We start from the raw sequence: 15,594 nt of genomic DNA, 5'->3' as shown, positions 1-15,594 counted from the left end.
GTCACTCGGCGGCGCGCTCCGGGGCGGCCAGATCGGAGGCAGCCGCCCGCCGGGACGGCTCACCCCTGGCCGCCCGGACGGCGTCCCGGTGCTCCCGCATCGACACCACCATCTCGGCCATGAACCGGTGCACGACCTCCAACTCCCCGTCGCTGAACCGGGCCATCACCTCGTCGGTGCGCCGGCCGAGCGGGGCGAAGAAGCTACGGGCCAGGGCGGCACCCTGGTCGGCGTAGCGCAGGAACACCTTGCGCCGGTCGACGGTGTCCCGGTCGCGCCGGATGTGACCGGCCCGTTCCAGGCGGTCGATCAGCGCGGTCACCGAGCCGGAGGAGAGGTCGAGGCGCTCGCCGAGCCGTCCCGGGGTGATCGGGTCACCCAGCAGCTCGGCGTCCATCACCGCGAACAGCGCCTGCAGGTCGGTGGCGTTGAGCCCGTGCATGCCGGCGAACGCATGCCCGACCTGCTGCGCGTCCACCGAGTAGCGCCGCAGGTCGTTGGTGATGTCCCCGATCATCTGCCCGCGCCGGTCGTCCCGCCGCCGGTACATGCTCTGCGCTGCCACGTCTCGCCGATGCCCCCTGTCCGCGCGGCCCGGTTGCAGCATAGAGCAGCCACCGATAATCTCGGCCATCGAGATACTCGACAGGCAAGAGTCGCCCCCGCAACGACCACCTGAGGCATCCCATGTCACTGCTCACCCGCGTCGCCCGGGGCCGGCTGGCCGCCTGGCTCACCGTGGCCGCCGCGCTCGTCGTCGGGGCGGTCGTCTTCGGGCTGCCCACGCCCGACAACCCCGCACCCGTCTCCACCACCGGCCTGTCCGTGCGGTGGGAGTCGACCCAGGTCGAACGCCTCCAGGAGCAGCTGCCGTCCAGCGACGTCCAGCCCGCCGTCGTCGTGGTCAGCCGCGACGACCGGGCCCCGCTGGCCGAGTCCGACCGGGCCGCCCTCGCCGAAGCATCGGCCGCGCTCGGCCGGCTCGCCGCCGGCGGCCAGGTCGGCCCGGCGCAGCTGTCCCCCGACGGCACCGTGGCGCTCGTCGCCGTACCGCTGTCCACCGCCGGCGGTCAGCCGGCCGTACTCGACGAGGTCGCCCAGCTGCGCACCGCCCTGGCCGGCCTGCCCGACGCGCTGACCGTGCAGGTGACCGGCGCGCCGGCCGTCACCGCGGACCTCACCAAGGTCTTCGAGGGCGCGGACGTCACGTTGCTCGCGGTGACCGCCGCCGTCGTCGCGCTGCTGCTGCTCGTCACCTACCGCAGCCCGTTCCTGTGGATCGTGCCGCTGCTGGTGGTCGCCGCGACCGAGCAGCTCACCCTGCGCGCCGTCGACACGATCGTGCCGGCGGTCGGGATCCACCTCCAGCAGGGCCAGGTCACCGGGATCGCGAGCGTTCTCGTGTTCGGCGCCGCCACCGACTACGCCCTGCTGCTGATCGCCCGCTACCGCGAGGAACTGCGCCGCGAGGAGGACCGGTTCACCGCGATGCGGGCCGCCCTGCGCCGCACCGCCGAACCGATCCTGGCCAGCGGCGCCGCCGTCGTCCTCGGCGTGCTCACCCTGCTGCTGTCCGAGCAGGAGACCAACCGCGCCCTCGCGGTCGCCTGCGCCACCGGTGTCGTGTTCGCCATGCTCTCGGCGCTGTTCGTGCTCCCCGCCGCCCTGGTGATCTTCGGGCGGGGACTGTTCTGGCCGTTCGTACCCCGGGTCGGCAGCCGGCCGCGGGAAGGCCGGCTCTGGGGCCGGCTCGGCGCCGCCGTCGTCCGCCGGCCGGTGCCGGTCGCGGCACTCGCCACGCTGCTCCTCGCCGGCCTGGCCCTGGGCGGCCTCGGTGTCCGCACCGGCCTGTCGGAGACCGAGCGGTTCCGGGTGAAGCCGGAGGCGGTGGCCGGGGCGGAGATCCTCGCCCGGGCCTTCCCCGCCGGAGCCACCCAACCGGTCGCCGTGCTCACCAACCCCGGCGCGGCGCAGGCCGTCGTGGCCGCCGCCACCGCGGTCGACGGGGTCGCCTCCGCCCGGCCCGGCCCCGCCGGCGACCGGGTCGCCCAGGTCGACGTGGTGTTCGCGGCGGAGCCCGGCACCGCCGCCTCGGACCGCGCCGTGGCGGCGCTGCGCGACGCCGTCACCGCCGTGCCCCACTCCGCGCCGCCCACGGTCGCTGGCGCGGACCCCCCGGACGGCGCGGTGGTCGGCGGTACGGTTGCCGCCACCTACGACTCGGACCGGGCGAACAGCAAGGACCTGCGACTGATCCTGCCGGTCATCCTGCTGCTCGTCGGGGCGGTGCTGGTGCTGCTGCTCCGCGGCCTGCTGGCCCCCGTCCTGCTGGTGCTCACCGTGATCGCCTCGTTCTTCGCCAGCCTCGGCGCGGCGTGGCTGCTCTTCGACCGGGTGCTGGACCTTCCGGCGCTGGACAGCGGCGTGCTGCTGCTGGCCTTCGTGTTCCTGGTGGCCCTCGGCGTGGACTACAACATCTTCCTGGTCACCCGGGCCCGGGAGGACGCCCGCCACACCGGCACCCGCGACGGCATGCTCTCCGCGCTGCGGGTCACCGGCGGGGTCATCACCAGCGCCGGTGTGCTGCTCGCCGCGGTCTTCGCCGTGCTCGGGGTGCTCCCGCTGATCACGCTCACCCAGATCGGGATCATCGTCTGCGTCGGCGTGCTGCTGGACACGCTGCTGGTCCGGACGGTGCTGGTCCCGGCGCTGGCGTTCGCGCTCGGCGACCGGTTCTGGTGGCCGGGCCGGATCCGCCGCGAGGCCGCCGCCTCGGGGCAGCGGGGCCGGGCGCCCGCGGCGGCGGTCACCGCCCGCGACTGACCTGCCGAAGCGGCGGCGAGGGGCCCCGGACGGGGCCCCTCGCTCGTCAGCTCAGAAGCTGAGGCATTCGCACGTGTTCATCAACTCCCGCACGTTGTACACGTACCCCGGGTTGGGGATGGTGAGCGGCTGACCCTCCCGGGCCACCGCGTTGTGCCCGTAGTTGTACGCCGAGATGATGGCGTTGAGCAGGCACGAGTTCAGCTCGCTGGTGCACAGCGAGGTGTCCAGCCGGTAGTCCGACTCGAAGTACATGTCGCCGATGTACTTGGTGAGCCAGGCGAGGTAGTTCGCGCCCAGGTACGCGTTGTCCCGGTAGTTGTTGATGTCGTACGACTGACCGAAGCGCTGGTTCATCCAGTCCGCGGTGGCCGGCATGACCTGCATCAGCCCGATCCCACCGTCGCAGGCCACGATGTTGGACTGCCAGCCGCTCTCCTGCCAGGCGGTGGCCTTGACCAGATTGAGCGGGATCTTGATGGCCGGCGCTGAGGTCGGCCAGTAGGTCTTCGCGGCCGCATCGGACAGGGCGGCCTTCACCTGGCTGCGGGTCGCCTGGGTGCCCCGGTAACTGGGCTTGCAGCCACTCGGCGCCGGCTTCGGCGGTGGCGGCGGGACCTTCGTCTCCGTCGGTGGCTTGGGCTTGGCCAACGGGCCGGTGGTGGTCCGGGTGGGCTTAGGCTTCGCTTTCGCCGTCGGCGTGGCGCTCGGGCTGGCCTTGCTGGGCGCCACGCCCATCGCCTCGACCGCCGGCGGCGCCTCGCTCGGCTCGTCGGCCGGCGCCTCCACGGGCACCTCGCCGGGCAGATCGACGGCCACCCCCCGAGGCGGGCGCTGCTCACCACCGCATCCGCTGATCCCGACCGCCAGCAGCAGCGCGGTGGCCGCCGTGGCCCACCGGCCGATTCCTCGACGCATCCGATCCTCCCCCATGGCTGTCCGCCGCACCCTAGCAAGGATCGATGGGGCGCCGGGGTACCCGCGGCGCCGCCCCGGACGAGTGCGGCCCCTGCGGGCCTGCCCGGGGCGGCGGCTCCCCCGTGCCCTCAGACTCCTCCGTGGGCAGCGGATCGCCCACGCCGACCGCCCGGTCCCGGGTGGCCCAGGCGACCATGAACACCGTGGTCCAGGCCACGCCGAGCAGCACGGATGTGGCGGTGCCACTGGCCGTGCTCCACCCCAGATAGAGGCGGGCGCCACCGACGGCCAGCACGCCCGAGACAGCACCCGTCCACACCGCCACGGCCGCCGGCCAGCGCGCGCCCCTCGACAGCAGCCAGGCCAGCGTGCCGAAACCCGCGGTCACCACCGCGTTCTGGGCGGGGAAGAGGGCCCCGTCGCCGCCCGGGCCGGTCAGGTCGGCGACCACGGCCAGCACCACCAGCGGCACGAACGCGCCCACCGTGCCGAGCACGCTGAGCAGGTCCGCCCGCCGGGGCGGTTTCCGCCAGGCCAGCACCGCCGCGACGACCGCCACCGCGGCGATCAGGACCGACCCGCGCAGCACCGAGACCACCACCAGCGCCGCATCCACCACCCCGGGGGTACGTCGGGCGGCAAACCAGTGCGCGATGAACCCGTCGACCACCCCGAGCCCACTGTGCCGGACCACCGCCTCCAGCAGCACGGCGACGGCCAGCCCGACGGTGAAGAGCAGCAGCAGGCCGACGACGAGGTTGAGCAGCAACGTCCAGGCCGGCCCGACCCGCGCGGTGACCAGGAGAAACAGCACCCCGTAGCGGGCGCGCAGCCAGCGGACCGGAGGCAGGGCGGCCGCCCGGGCGGCCAGCGCCCGCGCCGGGTCGGGGTTGCGGCCGAGCCAGCGGCCGGCCAGCACCACCCCGACCAGGCACAACAGCAGGAGCAGCACCGCGCCGGTGGCCCGCCCGAGCAGCCGGGACACCTGCTCGTACGACTCACCGGCGACGTAACCGGCCAACACGGACGCGCCGACCCAGCTGACCACCCCGGCCAGGTTCCACGGTGCGAACCGCCGGTACGGCAGACCCGCCGCGCCGGCCAGCCGGGGGGCCAGGGTGCGGACGAAAGGCACCCAGCGGGCGACCAGGACACCGCGACCGCCGAGCCGGCCGAGCAGGGAGTCGGCCCGCCCCCAGCGGTCGGCGCCGATCCGGGCGCCGAGGCCGGAGGCGCGCAGCCGAGGCCCGTACCGGCGGCCGGCACGGAAGGCCAGTGTGTCTCCGGTCACGGCGGCGGCCATCATCGCCAGCAGCGTAGGGGCGAGCCGTAGCGTCCCCGCGTACGCTAGGAACCCGACCAGCAGCAGGGTCGCCTCTCCCGGCACCAGCAGTCCGAAGATCACCGCGGTCTCGCCCGCGACGATCATCGCGGCGACCAGGTAGATCAGCAGGGGCGACAGGCCCTGCAGCCACGTCAGCAGGTCAGGCATCCGGTCCCCCGCACGGGGCCCAGCATGCCAGCCGACGAAACGGTCGGGACAGCAGTTTCGGCAGAGATCCGGGCCATCCAAGGGTGACCCCGAACGACCCACGGCAACCGCAGACAGGAGTATGGAGGGTATGCAGCTACGCACCGACCTCCGCAACGTCGCCATCATCGCCCACGTCGACCACGGCAAAACGACCCTGGTCGACGCCATGTTGCGGCAGGCCGGCGCCTACGGCGCCCGCGGTGAGGTCACCGAGCGGGTCATGGACTCGATGGACCTCGAACGGGAAAAGGGCATCACCATCCTCGCCAAGAACACCGGCGTGCGGTACATGCCGGCGGACGGGTCCGAGCCGGTGACCATCAACATCATCGACACCCCCGGCCACGCCGACTTCGGCGGCGAGGTCGAACGCGGCCTGACCATGGTCGACGGCGTGGTGCTGCTGGTCGACGCCAGCGAGGGCCCACTGCCGCAGACCCGGTTCGTGCTCCGCAAGGCCCTCAAGGCCCGGCTGCCGATCATCCTGGTGATCAACAAGGTGGACCGCCCCGACGCCCGGATCAAGGAGGTCGTGGACGAGGCCTACGAGCTCTTCCTCGACCTGGACGCCGACGAGGAGCAGATCGACTTCCCGATCGTCTACGCCTGCGCCCGCGACGGCATCGCCTCCCTGACCCAGCCCGCCGACGGCGCGGTGCCCAACGACAGCCACAACCTGGAGCCGCTGTTCCGCACCCTGCTCGACACCATCCCGCCGCCCGCGTACAACGAGGATGCGCCGCTGCAGGCGCACGTCACCAACCTCGACGCCTCGCCGTTCCTCGGCCGGCTGGCGCTGTGCCGGGTCCGCCAGGGCACCATCAGCAAGGGCCAGTCCGTGGCCTGGTGCCGCACCGACGGCAGCACCCAGCGGGTCCGCATCTCCGAGCTGCTGATGACCGAGGGCCTGGAGCGCAAGCCGGCCGAATCCGCCGGCCCGGGCGACATCATCGCCGTCGCCGGCATCCCGGAAATCATGATCGGTGAGACGCTCGCCGACGCGGAGAACCCGACGCCACTGCCGCTGATCACCGTCGACGAGCCGGCCATCTCGATGACCATCGGCACCAACACCTCGCCGCTCGTCGGCCGGGTCAAGGGCGCCAAGGTCACCGCCCGCATGGTCAAGGACCGGCTCGACAAGGAACTGATCGGCAACGTCTCGCTACGGGTGCTGCCCACCGAGCGCCCGGACGCCTGGGAGGTGCAGGGCCGCGGCGAGCTTGCGCTGGCCATCCTGGTCGAGCAGATGCGCCGCGAGCAGTACGAACTCACCGTCGGCAAGCCGCAGGTGGTCACCAAGGAGATCGACGGCCGCACCTGCGAGCCGGTCGAGCGGCTGACCATCGACGCCCCCGAGGAGTACCTGGGTGCGATCACCCAGCTCCTCGCGACCCGCAAGGGCCGGATGGAGCAGCTGGTCAACCACGGCACCGGCTGGATCCGGATGGAGTGGCTGGTCCCGGCGCGTGGCCTGATCGGCTTCCGGACCGAGTTCCTCACCGAGACCCGGGGCACCGGCATCCTGCACCACGTCTTCGAGTCCTACGAGCCGTGGTTCGGCGAGCTGCGTACCCGCAACAACGGCTCGCTGGTCGCCGACCGGGCGGGCAGCGTCACCGCGTTCGCGATGACCAACCTGCAGGAGCGCGGCCAGCTCTTCGTCGAGCCGGGCACCGAGGTGTACGAGGGCATGATCGTCGGCGAGAACTCCCGCTCGGACGACATGGACGTCAACATCACCAAGGAGAAGAAGCTCACCAACATGCGCTCGTCGACCGCGGACGAGACCGAGAAGCTGATCCCGCCGCGCAAGCTGTCGCTGGAGCAGGCCCTCGAGTTCTGCCGCGAGGACGAGTGCGTCGAGGTGACCCCGGCCGCGGTCCGCATCCGCAAGGTGGTCCTCGACCAGACCCAGCGGGCCCGCACCGCCGCCCGCCGCAAGCACGCCGGCTGACCCCGACCCACCCGGAGCCCGGGCCGCCCACCCGGCGGCCCGGGCTCCCCCGTCTCCCCTGGCCCCGGCGAGGGCCGGTCCACCCCGGTCCCGCCGGTGGCGATGATCGGCTACGGTCACCGGCATGACCTGGGAGGAAATCGACGCGCACCTCGACAAGGTGCCCGGCACCGTCTCCGCGTACGTGGGGCGCCTGGGCGCCCGACCCACCTGGACCCGGCTACCCGACGACACCCACTACGCGGCCAGCACGATGAAGGTCGGCGTGCTGGTGGCGCTGCACCGCGCCGCCGAGGCCGGCCGGCTGAACCTGGACGAGCCGATCCCGGTACGCAACGACTTCGACTCCGCCGCGCCGGGCGCACCCCGATTCGCCTGCGCCCAGCACTACGACAACGACGACGCGGTCTGGGAGCGGCTCGGCGGCACCGCACCGCTGCGCTGGCTCGCGGAACGGATGATCACCCGGTCCAGCAACCTGGCCACCAACATCGTCATCGACCGCGTCGGGCTGCCCGGAGTGGCCGAGGCGTGGACGCTCGGCGGGGCGCGGCACAGCCTCACCGGCCGGGGCATCGAGGACTACGCCGCCCGGGACGTGGGCATCAACAACCTGGTCACCGCCGCCGACCTGGCCGCCCTGCTCAGCGAACTGGCCCTCGGCGCGCGCCGGCCCGGCCCGCTGGCCTCCCCGACCGGATGCGCGTCCATGCTGGACGTGCTGTTCGCCCAGGAACACCGCGAGGATCTCGCCGCCGGCCTGCCCGAGGGGACCCGGATCGCGCACAAGAACGGCTGGGTGCACGGCGTCCGGCACGGCGCCGGCGTGGTCTTCCCGGCCGACGCCCCGCCGTACGCGATCGTCGTCTGCACGACCACCGACCTGGCCGACGGCGGCCCGAGCGGCGAGGAGGTCGAGGACGACGCCTGCCGCCTGATCGCGAACGTCTCCGCGCAGGTGTGGGAGTCCCGGCACGACCTGACCGACTGACCGGCACCACCGGCCCGCCGACGCGGGCGTCGGCGGGCCGGCCGGCAGCCCCCTCAGTCCAGCAGGTTCCCGCGCAGCGCGGCGAGCATCTCGTCAGTCACCCCCAACCCGTCGCGCAGATACGCCCCGAACGAGCCGTGCACCCGCCGCACCTCGTCGTAGGCGGCATCCAGGTACTCCGGCCGCACCTCCAGCAGCGGACGCGCGGTCGCCGGGTCCAGGTCCGGGCGCTGGCGGCTCATCGCCGCGAGCAGCACCTCGCGCAGGCTCTCGGTCAGCTCGTTGTGCCGCAGGTAGTCGGCCCGGATCGCCGCCTCGTCCACCCCGAGGGCGGTGAGCAGCACCACCGACAGCCAACCGGTCCGGTCCTTGCCGGCCGAACAGTGGAACAACAGCGGCAGGTTGGCCCCGTCCGCGGCCACCCGCACCGCCGCCGCGAACCCGGTCCGCGCCGACTCCCCGGTCACGAACCACCGGTAGATCGTGGTCATCGCCGCCGGCATGCCCTCCCGGGCCAGTTCCTCGTACGCGCCCAGATCGTGACCGAGCAGCACCGCCGAGACGTACGTGAAGACCGGGTGAGCCGGGTCGTACACCGGCAGGTGCACCACCCGCGGCTCCCCGACGAGGCGGTCCGGCGGGGCGACCCGCTGCTCGGTGGCGTGCCGCAGGTCCACCACGCAGGCCGGCGCCAGCTTGCCCAGCACCGGAAGGTCCTCGTCGGTGAGCCGACCCAACGCGGCGGTGCGGATCAGCCGGCCCGCCCGGACCCGGCGTCCGTCCGGTGTGGGCAGACCACCCAGGTCACGGGCGTTCGGCGCGCCCACCAGCCCCCAGTCCAGTCCTGCCATCGGCCCTCCCCTGGTCCTCGGCATCTGGCTATAGAGTGCCGCACATGACCATCGCCGCGGTACGCACCCACCGGCTGTCCGCCCCCCTGCACACCCCGTTCGTCACCGCACTGCGCCGTACGACCACCGTGGACACCCTGGTCGTCGAGGTGGTCGACACCGACGGGCGGTCCGGGTTCGGCGAGGCCCCGCAGGTCTGGCAGGTCACCGGGGCGTCCATCGACGGGGCCGAGGCGTGCGTGCGGGACGTCCTCACGCCCGCGCTGACCGGACGGGACGCCGACGACCTCCAGGCCCGCTGCGCCGAGGTACGCCGCGCGGTGGTCGGCAACGAGTCCGCCAGGGCCGCCGTCGACGTCGCCCTGCACGACCTGGCCGCGCGGCGGCTCGGCGTACCCCTGGTGCGGCTGCTCGGCGGCACCGCGCTGCGGGTGCCGACGGACGTCACCCTGGCGGCCGGCGACGCGATAGACCTGGCCGCCGCCGCGAAGCAACGCCGGGCCGAGGGCTTCACCGTGCTCAAGCTGAAGGTCGGCACCGACGCCCGCGGCGACCTCGACCGGGTCCGCGCGGTCCGCGCCGCGGTCGGCCCGGACGTGCGCATCCGGCTGGACGCCAACCAGGGCTGGACGCCACGCGAGGCGGTCCGGGTCATCCGCGGCATCGAGGACGCGGGGCTCGACGTCGAACTGGTCGAGCAGCCGGTCCACCGCCGGGACCTGGACGGCCTCGCCTGGGTCAGCGACCGGGTCGACCTGCCGATCCTCGCCGACGAGTCGGTCTTCGACGTCCGCGACCTGGTCGAGGTGATCCGCCGCCGGGCTGCTGACATGGTGAACGTCAAGCTGGCCAAATGCGGCGGCCTGCACACCGCCCGGACGCTGCTCGACCTGGCCGCCGCCCACGGGATGGGCACGATCGTCGGCTCGATGATGGAGAGCCAGGTCGGCCTGGGCGCCGCGGCCAGCCTGGTCGCCGCGTACGGCACCAGCGCCATTTCCGACCTCGACGCCGCCTGGTGGCTGGCCTGGTCGCCGGTGCGCGGCGGCATCCGGTACGACGGCGCGAGCCTGATCCTCCCGGACGCCCCCGGCCTCGGCATCACCGGCCTGAGTGAAGCTAAGGTTCAGAGCAACGGTTGAGGCTCGTTGGAAATTTTCATAGGGTCGGCAGAGGAGGACACGACATGGGGGTGGACGTGGAGCTGCAACCCGGCCGCGAGGCCGTCGTCCGGGTCCCGGTGGCGACCCTCTGGAGTTCTCCGGAGGAGATCCGCCCGGTCGATCGCCCCGCCCTGACCGACACCCCGGACACCGCCGCCTGGATCGGCGGCATGGACCGCGACCAGCGGGTCGGCGAGTGTGTGCTCAGCCAGCTGCTACTCGGCGAACGGGTGCTCGTCACCGAGCTGCGCTCCGACGGCTGGGCCCACGTGGTCGCTCTCGAACAGCCCGCCCGGAAGCTCGACCACCGGGGCTATCCCGGCTGGCTGCCCACCGCCCAGCTGACCCCCGCGCCGGAGCCGGACCCGTCGGCCACCCCGCTGGTGGTCGACGCCACGCTCACCGCGCTGCGCTCCGCTCCGGACGGCCCGGTGGCGGTGCCCGCGGTGGTCCTCGGCACCCGCCTCGCCCCGGCCGGCCGCCCGGTGGACGGATGGCGGCCGGTTCACGTGCCCGGCCAGGCCGGGCCGCTCTGGGCCCCCGAGGGCGACGTCGTGCCGCTGCCCACCGAGCGGCCGGAGGCCAAGGAGGTGCTCGCCGTCGCCGAGCGACTGCGCGACCTGGTCTACGTCTGGGGCGGCGTCTCCAGCCACGGCATCGACTGCTCCGGGCTGGTGCACCTGGCCTGGCGGCGATACGGGGTGACCCTCCCCCGCGACGCCGACGACCAGGCCGAGGCGACCACTCCCCTGACGCTCGGCGAGGAGCACCCCGGCGACCTCTACCTCTTCGCCCGGCCGGGTCGCCGGATCCATCACATCGGCATCGTCAGCAGCGAGCCGCGCGGCGAGGTCCGGCGGATGCTGCACGCCTGCTACCTCCAACGCGAGGTGGTGGAGGAACGGCTCCCCCCCGACCGCGAGGCCACCCTGATCGGCGCCCACCGGGTCTGACCCGGTAGGCGAACGGGGCGCTCCCGTGGCCGGGAGCGCCCCATTTGCGCGAGGTCAGTGCCGGGCGGCGGCCAGCTCGCGCCGCCGGTCCCGGGACGACTTGATCAGGCTGGCCGCGGTGGCGAGCCCCAGGGTGCCCAGGATGACGGCAAGCGAGAGCCAGATCGGGATGTGCGGGGCCCACGCCACGTGCTGGCCGCCGTTGACGAACGGCAGATTGTTGTCGGCGAGCGCCTCCAGGACCAGCTTCACCCCGATGAAGCCGAGCACCACGGCCAGGCCGTAGCTGAGGTAGATCAGCCGGTCCAGCAGCCCGCCGAGCAGGAAGTAGAGCTGCCGGAGCCCCATCAGCGCGAACACGTTCGCGGTGAAGACCAGGTACGGCTCCTGGGTGATCCCGAAGATCGCCGGGATCGAGTCGAGGGCGAAGATCAGGTCGGTGGTGCCGATGGCGATCATCACGATCAGCATCGGGGTGAAGAGACGCTTCCCGTTCTCGTGGGTGGTGATCCGCGCGCCGTCGAAGTCCCGGGACAGCGGCAGCGCCTTGCGGCTCCACCGGATCAGCACGTTCTCGCTGAACTCGTCCTCGTCCGGCTCACCCTGGCGGGCCAGGTTGATCGCCGTGTAGATCAGGAAGGCGCCGAAGAGGTAGAAGACCCAGGAGAACTGGGCGAGCAGCGCGGCGCCGGCGGCGATGAAGCCACCCCGCAGGACCAGCGCGAGCAGAATGCCGATGAGCAGCACCTTCTGCTGGTACTTCCGGGGCACACCGAAGCGGGCCATGATGATCACGAAGACGAAGAGGTTGTCCACCGAGAGGCTGTACTCGGTGAGCCAGCCGGTGTAGAACTGGCCGGCCGCGCTGGGCCCCTGGATCAGCCAGAGCCCCGCACCGAAGAGCAGCGCCAGCCCGACGTAGAAACCGACCCACAGGCTCGACTCACGGACGCTGGGCTCGTGCGGGCGCCGACCGATGACGAAGAGGTCGAGGAGCAGGATCGCGATCAGCGCGACGAGGGTCCCGGCCCACACCAATCCGGACACGTTCAACTTATCCTCCGGCAGACACACAGCGTCGGGCACACCGTACGCCCCGTGAGGGGCTGGGGTGCGTCGACGCTGACACTGGTGACTGTCGGAGGTCTCTTCCGCCACCGATCCGCCATGGCGGATCACTGACCGACGGAGCCGGGTCGTGCCACCGGGGGGCCGGTGCCTCTTCCGTGCTGACGACTCCGTCGCGGGGGAATACTCCCCTCCTCGGGCGCCATTGTTCACCATCAGGGCCGCCGGGCGCATCTCCGGGGGGCCAGTTTGCTGAACGAATCACTTCGGACGTGCGGACAAGCTCATTCCGCAGCACATCCTAGGAGGCTAGGGCTTGCCGTGGCGGCGGCGCCGCCCGACGTGGACTCCTTCTTGTCGGCTCGTGCCGGCGGAGTGCGGCACGGGACCGGGGCCCCGGGGCGTACCGACCGACGAGCGGCGTGCGAGGCTTCGGGCATGGTTCTTGAGGTCGCGCTGATCGACGTGACGCCCGGGCATGAGGATGACTTCGCCGCCGCGTACGCGCAGGCTCATCCGATCCTCTGCGGCGCCGAGGGCTGCCGCTCGGTGCGGATGACCCGCGGCGTGGAGTCGCCGTCCCGGTTCGTGCTGCTGGTCGAGTGGGATTCGGTCGAGGCGCACGACGTCAACTTCCGGCAGACCGAGCGCTTCCCGCAGTGGCGGGCCCTGATCGGCCCCTACTTCGCCGGCCCGCCGCGGGTCGAGCACTTCATCGACGTGCCTGCCTGAGCTGTCGTACCCCTCGCGTAGCCTGCGCACGACGCGCCGGCCACCGGTCCCGACGGGCATCGGGGGCGCCGGGCCTGGTGGCCGCGCGGGCATTCTCCGTGGCGAGACTCCGAGGGTGGTTTCCAGCGGCACGGAGCACGCCGGCACCTGTTACGCACGGGCGGCGCCCTGGCTCGATCGGCCGGTCGGAAGCGTGGCTGGCGGATCGGCTGCGCTCCCTGCTCGACCGGGCACAGGCAGCCGGACAGGCCCCCACTCAGCGTGGTTCGGGGACCGGGGCGCTGCGGGGCTCGCGGGGCCGCGGCACGTGCGCCGGGCCGAGCTGCCGGGCCAGCAGGTCGACGGTCTCCGCGGCGGGCAGCGCCGCGGCCAGCAGCCGGTCGACCAGCCGCTCGTAGCGGGCGATGTCCGCCTCGGCCACCAGCCGCAGGTCGGTGGTGAGGGTCTCCACCAGCACAGTGCGGGGGTCGGCCGGGTCCGGGTACGCGTAGTAGGAGAAGGCGGCCAGCGGGTGCACGCCACCGTCCCGGGCAGCGTCGTGGGGCACCACCCGGATGGTGATGTGCGGCCGCTCGGCAAGGGCGACCAGGTGCCGCAACTGGTCACGCCAGACGTCGGCCGGGGTGCCGTCCGGGTCGCAGACCCGCTCGTCGAGCAGCGCCGTGTAGTCCGGCGGGTCCGGGCGGCGCAGCACCTCCTGGCGCACCGTGCGGCCCCGTACGTCGGACTCCACGTCCACCTCGTCACCGAGCAGCGCCCCCGCGCCTACCCGCAGCCGGGCATAGGCCGCGGTCTGCAGCAGCCCGGGCACGAGGGCCGGTTGGTACTCCACGATGCAGGCGGCGCCCGCCTCCAGCTCCGCGTACGCCCGCTGCCGCTCGCCCATTTCGCTCAAGGCCTTGGAGCGGCCCCGGCCGGTGGCGGCGTCCCGGGCGATGACGATCAGCTCGTTGCGCTGGTCGGTGGGCACCTGGTAGGCGTCGAGCAGGTCGAGCACGTCGGCCAGGTCCGGCCGGCTCTGGCCCAGCTCGATGCGGGACAGCTTCGACGTGGACGCCCACCCGAGCCGGACACAGACCTGCTCCAGGGTGAGCGACTCCCGGCGGCGCAACCGGCGCAGCTCCGCGCCGAGCCGCACCCGCCGGACCACAGGACTTGCGGACAGCGGCATACGAGCCTCCCCACCGTGGGAGCGTACGCATCGCCATCACGCAGGGCAACACCTCCCTTGCGCAGTGCAATCGACCTGGCGCCCCGCCCGCTTCCGGACGACCCGGTGCGGTCGGCACGGTCCCAGCCGGCCGATCGGGTTGCCGTCCGGGTCGGATCAGGGCCGGTACGTGCCGAAGGACCAGACCAGCCCGGCCAGGTCCCGGGCGACGTAGTCGCGGGAGCCATAGTCGGTGTCGAAGGGCGGCCGGACGATCTCCGCGCCGGCCGCCCGGGCCCGCTCGTGGTGGGCGTCGACGTCGCCCACGGCCACGTAGACGCGGTAGTCGTCGTCGGCCGGCCGGGACGCCGGTGCCGGCCCGGTGGCCAGCATGACGAGGCTGTCGCCGTAGCCGAGCTGAGCGTGTTGCACCGTCCCGTCCGGGCCCTCGTGCACCTCGTGCACGGTGAGGTCGAACGCGGACCGGAGGAAATCGATGGCAGCCTTGGCGTCGGCGTACCGGAGGACCGGGTAGATGCTTCGCATGCGCCGAGTCTGCCGCAGGCCGGTCAGCCAGGATTGGACGAATGTGACCTCGGGCGAGCCAACGTCTCGGGGGTGTCCCCGGCGAACTCCCGGAAGTCACGGATCAGATGCGACTGGTCGAAGTAGCCGCAGCGCAGGGCCAGCTCCGCCCACCCCGGCCCGCCGTGCCGGCCCGGTGGCGGGCCGGTCCCGGCGGCCGGCGCCGCACCGTGCCCGGGCGGGCCGATCAGCTCGCGGCCCAGCGTCGCATACGCCCGCTGGAAGCGCATTAGCCGGGCGACAGTCTTCGGCGGCAGGCCGAACTCCCGTCGGAACCGGGCGGCCAAGTGCCGGCGGCTCCAGCCGACCTCGCCGGCCAACGCCCCGACAGCGGCAGCGCCTCCGCTGCCGGCGAGCACCCGCCAGGCCTGCAGCAACCGCGGGTCGACCGGCCCGGCCGCGGCCAGCCGGGCGGCGAGGGCCGCGTCGAGCCGGGCGAAGCGTCCGGCCCAGTCAGGGGCGTCGGCCACCTCGTCGCGGAGCCTCGCCAGCCAACCGGCGAGCCCGTCGGCGGGCACCGCCCGGTTGGTCACCTCACCCAGCGGCAGCCCGAGCACCCGGCGCGCGGCCGGCGGCGTCAGCAGCACCTGCACCCCGGCGCCCTCCCCCACCGTGCGCGTCGTGCAGTACGCGTCGAACGGCCCGGCCAGGAACGCGTTCACCCCGTACGCGCCGCGCTCGACGGCACGGGGATCGATGACGTCGAGCGGGGCACCCCAGCCGAGGATCAGCACCACGAAGGCGCCGGCCACCTCGCGGCGCACCAGGGGCCGGGCCACCTGCTCGCGGTAGCCGAGGTAGCGGTCCACGTACGGGCGCAGCCGGGGGTCGGGCAGGCCGACGATCGCCTCGGTCAGCACCCCGTCCAT

At 73.2% G+C, this 15,594-nt stretch carries 14 protein-coding genes; 6 read left to right on the top strand and 8 right to left on the bottom strand.

Annotated features, from left to right (window positions below; genetic code table 11):
- Position 1 precedes the first annotated feature (1 nt).
- Positions 2 to 550, bottom strand: coding sequence for a MarR family winged helix-turn-helix transcriptional regulator (locus ACNAVT_RS12045; RefSeq protein ID WP_416295647.1), 549 nt, complete (start codon positions 548 to 550; stop codon positions 2 to 4).
- 137 nt (positions 551 to 687) lie between these two features.
- Here ACNAVT_RS12045 and ACNAVT_RS12040 point away from each other — a divergent pair, with 137 nt between their 5' ends.
- Entirely contained in the window at positions 688 to 2,823 is a 2,136-nt protein-coding gene (locus ACNAVT_RS12040) for an MMPL family transporter (protein WP_416295587.1), read from the top strand.
- A 51-nt stretch (positions 2,824 to 2,874) separates the two neighbouring features.
- Here ACNAVT_RS12040 and ACNAVT_RS12035 read toward each other — a convergent pair whose 3' ends face one another.
- Both ACNAVT_RS12035 and ACNAVT_RS12030 read right to left on the bottom strand, forming a co-directional pair.
- Positions 2,875 to 3,741, bottom strand: coding sequence for a lytic transglycosylase domain-containing protein (locus ACNAVT_RS12035; protein ID WP_416295585.1), 867 nt, complete (start codon positions 3,739 to 3,741; stop codon positions 2,875 to 2,877).
- Between the two features lie 31 nt (positions 3,742 to 3,772).
- On the bottom strand, positions 3,773 to 5,233 hold the full coding sequence (locus ACNAVT_RS12030) for a DedA family protein (RefSeq protein WP_416295584.1): 1,461 nt from the start codon (positions 5,231 to 5,233) through the stop codon (positions 3,773 to 3,775).
- Between the two features lie 130 nt (positions 5,234 to 5,363).
- Here ACNAVT_RS12030 and typA point away from each other — a divergent pair, with 130 nt between their 5' ends.
- Together typA and ACNAVT_RS12020 are read left to right on the top strand one after the other, a co-directional pair.
- Positions 5,364 to 7,232 carry a translational GTPase TypA gene (gene typA, locus ACNAVT_RS12025; protein WP_416295582.1) on the top strand — a complete coding sequence of 623 codons (1,869 nt, stop codon included), beginning with the start codon at positions 5,364 to 5,366 and terminating at the stop codon, positions 7,230 to 7,232.
- A 124-nt stretch (positions 7,233 to 7,356) separates the two neighbouring features.
- Positions 7,357 to 8,223, top strand: a complete 867-nt coding sequence (locus ACNAVT_RS12020) for a serine hydrolase (RefSeq protein ID WP_416295580.1) — start codon at positions 7,357 to 7,359, stop codon at positions 8,221 to 8,223.
- 53 nt (positions 8,224 to 8,276) lie between these two features.
- Here the strand turns inward: ACNAVT_RS12020 and ACNAVT_RS12015 are convergent, their stop codons facing one another.
- Entirely contained in the window at positions 8,277 to 9,074 is a 798-nt protein-coding gene (locus ACNAVT_RS12015) for a tyrosine-protein phosphatase (protein ID WP_416295578.1), read from the bottom strand.
- A 44-nt stretch (positions 9,075 to 9,118) separates the two neighbouring features.
- On the opposite strand from ACNAVT_RS12015, the gene ACNAVT_RS12010 reads away from it, so the two are divergent.
- On the top strand, positions 9,119 to 10,216 hold the full coding sequence (locus tag ACNAVT_RS12010) for a mandelate racemase/muconate lactonizing enzyme family protein (RefSeq protein WP_416295576.1): 1,098 nt from the start codon (positions 9,119 to 9,121) through the stop codon (positions 10,214 to 10,216).
- Positions 10,217 to 10,260: 44 nt separating this feature from the next.
- The gene (locus tag ACNAVT_RS12005) at positions 10,261 to 11,190 is read left to right on the top strand and encodes an NlpC/P60 family protein (RefSeq protein ID WP_416295574.1); all 930 of its coding nucleotides are present in this window, start codon (positions 10,261 to 10,263) and stop codon (positions 11,188 to 11,190) included.
- A 54-nt stretch (positions 11,191 to 11,244) separates the two neighbouring features.
- Here ACNAVT_RS12005 and ACNAVT_RS12000 read toward each other — a convergent pair whose 3' ends face one another.
- The gene (locus ACNAVT_RS12000) at positions 11,245 to 12,243 is read right to left on the bottom strand and encodes a TerC family protein (RefSeq protein ID WP_416295572.1); all 999 of its coding nucleotides are present in this window, start codon (positions 12,241 to 12,243) and stop codon (positions 11,245 to 11,247) included.
- Between the two features lie 453 nt (positions 12,244 to 12,696).
- Here ACNAVT_RS12000 and ACNAVT_RS11995 point away from each other — a divergent pair, with 453 nt between their 5' ends.
- Positions 12,697 to 12,990, top strand: a complete 294-nt coding sequence (locus ACNAVT_RS11995; RefSeq protein WP_416295570.1) for an antibiotic biosynthesis monooxygenase family protein — start codon at positions 12,697 to 12,699, stop codon at positions 12,988 to 12,990.
- A gap of 256 nt (positions 12,991 to 13,246) precedes the next feature.
- Here the strand turns inward: ACNAVT_RS11995 and ACNAVT_RS11990 are convergent, their stop codons facing one another.
- The 3 genes from ACNAVT_RS11990 to ACNAVT_RS11980 form a co-directional block, all read right to left on the bottom strand.
- Positions 13,247 to 14,161: a DUF5753 domain-containing protein gene (locus tag ACNAVT_RS11990; RefSeq protein WP_416295568.1), complete on the bottom strand. Its 915-nt coding sequence runs from the start codon at positions 14,159 to 14,161 to the stop codon at positions 13,247 to 13,249.
- Between the two features lie 156 nt (positions 14,162 to 14,317).
- Positions 14,318 to 14,686 (bottom strand): VOC family protein, encoded by a 369-nt coding sequence (locus ACNAVT_RS11985; RefSeq protein WP_416295566.1) that lies wholly within the window; start codon positions 14,684 to 14,686, stop codon positions 14,318 to 14,320.
- Positions 14,687 to 14,709: 23 nt separating this feature from the next.
- Positions 14,710 to 15,594 (bottom strand): DUF6597 domain-containing transcriptional factor, encoded by an 885-nt coding sequence (locus ACNAVT_RS11980; protein ID WP_416295564.1) that lies wholly within the window; start codon positions 15,592 to 15,594, stop codon positions 14,710 to 14,712.

The organism is Micromonospora sp. SL4-19 (genome assembly GCF_047921475.1).
Lineage (GTDB): Bacteria > Actinomycetota > Actinomycetes > Mycobacteriales > Micromonosporaceae > Micromonospora.
The sequence above is the reverse complement of the archived record's forward strand: the minus strand, read 5'-3'. Positions and strand labels throughout refer to the sequence as shown.